Here is a 3,021-nt window from a genome sequence, read left to right as displayed (position 1 = left end):
CATAAAAAGCATTTTTAGTAAGATATTTAAAGGTGAGCAGGGTGAGGCTGATGTGCTCGAGGCTATCGGTAAAATTTTAAACCAAAAAGGCGATGAAAACTACTATCTCATCCCAAAGGCGAGCATCGACGATCCTGCTGGCTCATCTAGAGAGATCGACCTGCTTTTGCTCCATCCAGCACTTGGAATTTACGTCATAGAGGTGAAAAACTGGGATGATCTTGAGCAACTAGACGAAAATAACCCCTACGAACAGGTAAAAATTTATCAAAGAATGCTTCTTGCAAAGATAGAGTCAGTGCTTAAAAAAGTGCCTATAAATGTCGAGTACAGGGTCATTTTCCCCTCCATCAGCAAAGCCGAGGCTAGTAAATTTTATGCGAAAAATCCAAGCTATCTAAATTTAAAAAATCACACCTTTTTCAAGGACGATCTCACAGATGAGAACATCTTTGCTAAATTTTTTAACTCCTCTATAAGCACGCTACCAAACAAAAAAGAGTTTCTTAAAATTTCAGAAATGCTCGTAAATCAAAGCAGGCTAAAACAAAAGATAATCCCGATAATCACGAAAGATGAGGTGATGTTTTTTGACCACAAGCAGCTTAGTATCATGAACGGCTACACCGGTGGCTTTCGTGTTATCAGGGGCGTTGCAGGCACTGGCAAGACGATGATACTTGCAAATTTTGTCGCAAACAGGCTTGAGCGTGACGAAAATGAGAAATTTCTCGTGCTTTGCTTTAATAAAAATTTGGCCCAAAATATCAAATCAAGCTTTGGCGATAAATTTATCAACAAAAATATCGCCGTATATCCGATAATGTCGCTGCTAAAACGTATAGAATTTGACGAGGTAAAGCTTGGTATGGACGAAAATACCAACATCGCCCAAAAGTATCAAATTTATGAAACCGACGAGGCGCTTGCAGAGTTTAGAGCGAAATTTAAAGCCCACCTTGCAAAGCATCCGATCGACTACGTCCTTTGTGACGAGACTCAGGACATGCCAGCTGGCTTTATGCGTGTCATCTACGAAGAGATCAAGGACTGTATATTTTTCATCGACGAGGCGCAGAAATTTTACACATACACGATGAACAACATCGCCGACATCTTTCACCATCCAAAATTTGAAAAGATCGACATGAGAGGGCGCGTGAAAAACCTAAAAAACGTCTACCGAACGCCTTCAAACATCGCTAGGTGCGCATTTGAGATCTTGCAAAAGGACTCTGCGATAAACGACTACTACAAAAAGAGCTTTTATCTCAGTCAAGACTTCATCTCAGACATCCAGTGTATCTTGCAAGATGGCAGCATAAAAGTGGGCGAGCTTGATGAATTTGCGGAGCTTAAAAAGTGCATAAAAGCCTTACCAGATGGCGAAACAAGTGTCGTTTTAAGTAATAGCAAGGTCGCTGTAAATGCCATAAAAGAGAGCGTCTTACCAGAGGGTAAAAATGTAGAGGTTTTGACGATACAGTCCATTAAAGGCCTTGAGGCGCAAAATGTCATCATCCACAACTTTTTGCAGTTTTTGCAGACCATATATAAAAATGAAAGGGCGCTTTTTTATAGGAAAATTTACGTTTTACTAACTAGAAGTCGCGAAAATTTATATATCTCGCTGCCTAAAAATTTGGATGAAAATTTGCCAGATGAGATAAAAAAGGTGGTAGAGATCATCAAAAAAAATGCAAATTTGACCCAAGTCATGCCAGAGCCAGAGGAGCATAAAAAAACAAAGTCTAGCCTAAAACTAGCCTCGATAAAGCCAGTTTTAAGGGACGTAAAAGATGGCGCCGAGCTAGTGGTGGCGGGCAGTCAGCTCTTTGCCATCATAGCTGGGCTCTTTGCATAGTAAATTTTAATGGCAGCCGCAGCCACAACCACATCCGCCGCTTTGTTTTATCGTGTCAAAAACGGCGTCATAGTTTGGCTCCTCTGTCACTTCAGGGACGATTTGCTTGTGGATGATGACGCCATCTTTGATGACAAAGATCGCTCTTGCAAGCAAGCCTTTTAGCGCCCCATCACTCATTAGCATGCCGTAGTTTTGGGCAAATTCTCCGTATCTAAAGTCGCTTCCCACGCGCAAATTTGCTATGCCCTCAGTCGTGCAAAATCTCCCCATCGCAAATGGCAGGTCGTTTGAGATGATGCTAAGTCTAATGCCTTGTTTTCCAGCTACTTTTTCGTTAAATTTACGTGCTTCTGCCGCGCAAACGCCAGTATCAAGTGAAGGCAAGCAGACGAGCACCTCGATGCCGTTGTTTCCGCCCACGCTAAATTCGCTAAGATCTTGCGCTACGACTCTTGCTTCAGGTGCATAAGAGCCGACAAATAGCTCATTTCCGCTTAAATTTACCTCACTGCCTTTAAATTTTGTAGTTGCCATGATTTCTCCTTATTTTTTAGCTTTTTTAAACGCTTGATCAAGGTCGGCTATTAGATCATCGACGTTTTCGATGCCAATGGCTAGGCGAAGCAAATTTTGCTTTATGCCGATCTTATCTAGCACCTCTTTTGGATATGCCTCGTGCGTCATCGTTGCAGGCCTGCAGATAAGGCTCTCTACGCCACCAAGGCTCACTGCTAGATCAAAAATTTCTAGCGCTTTTACAAATTTATTTACATCGTATTTTTTATCAAGCTCAAATGAGATAAGAGCGCCGATATCGCTTGCTTGAGCCGCTTGCATCTTTGCCTCTTGCTCGCTGTATGAGCCAGGGAAATGTACCACACTAACGGCGTCATTATTCTCTAAAAATTTGATGATTTTATGGGTATTTTGCGTTTGTCTGTCAAACCTAACGCTAAGCGTTTTAAGCCCACGTATGAGGTAGTATGCGTCCATCGGACTGATGATGCCACCAAGCGTGTTTTTAGCAAATTTTATCTTTTCAGCCAAAGCATCGCTCGTCAAGGGACCAGTAGCGACAACTGTGATAATATCAGTCGGTAATTCTGTAATTTCATCACGAACTACCTCAATCAAAGGGTGGTTGGCAATTTTTT

At 41.9% G+C, this 3,021-nt stretch carries 3 protein-coding genes; 1 reads left to right on the top strand and 2 read right to left on the bottom strand.

Going from position 1 to position 3,021, the window contains the following annotated elements; translation table 11 throughout:
• On the top strand, window positions 1–1,864 hold a 1,864-nt coding region (locus Q0296_RS11070), incomplete at its 5' end, for an NERD domain-containing protein (RefSeq protein WP_366939756.1).
• Between the two features lie 6 nt (window positions 1,865–1,870).
• Here the strand turns inward: Q0296_RS11070 and tpx are convergent.
• Window positions 1,871–2,401 carry a thiol peroxidase gene (gene tpx / locus Q0296_RS11065; RefSeq protein ID WP_298040556.1) on the bottom strand — a complete coding sequence of 177 codons (531 nt, stop codon included), beginning with the start codon at window positions 2,399–2,401 and terminating at the stop codon, window positions 1,871–1,873.
• 9 nt (window positions 2,402–2,410) lie between these two features.
• On the bottom strand, window positions 2,411–3,021 hold a 611-nt coding region (locus Q0296_RS11060; RefSeq protein WP_298040554.1), incomplete at its 5' end, for a PLP-dependent transferase.

Origin of the sequence: uncultured Campylobacter sp. (genome assembly GCF_937890585.1) — a bacterium.
Lineage (GTDB): Bacteria > Campylobacterota > Campylobacteria > Campylobacterales > Campylobacteraceae > Campylobacter_A.
This window is presented reverse-complemented; position numbering and strand designations above follow the sequence as displayed.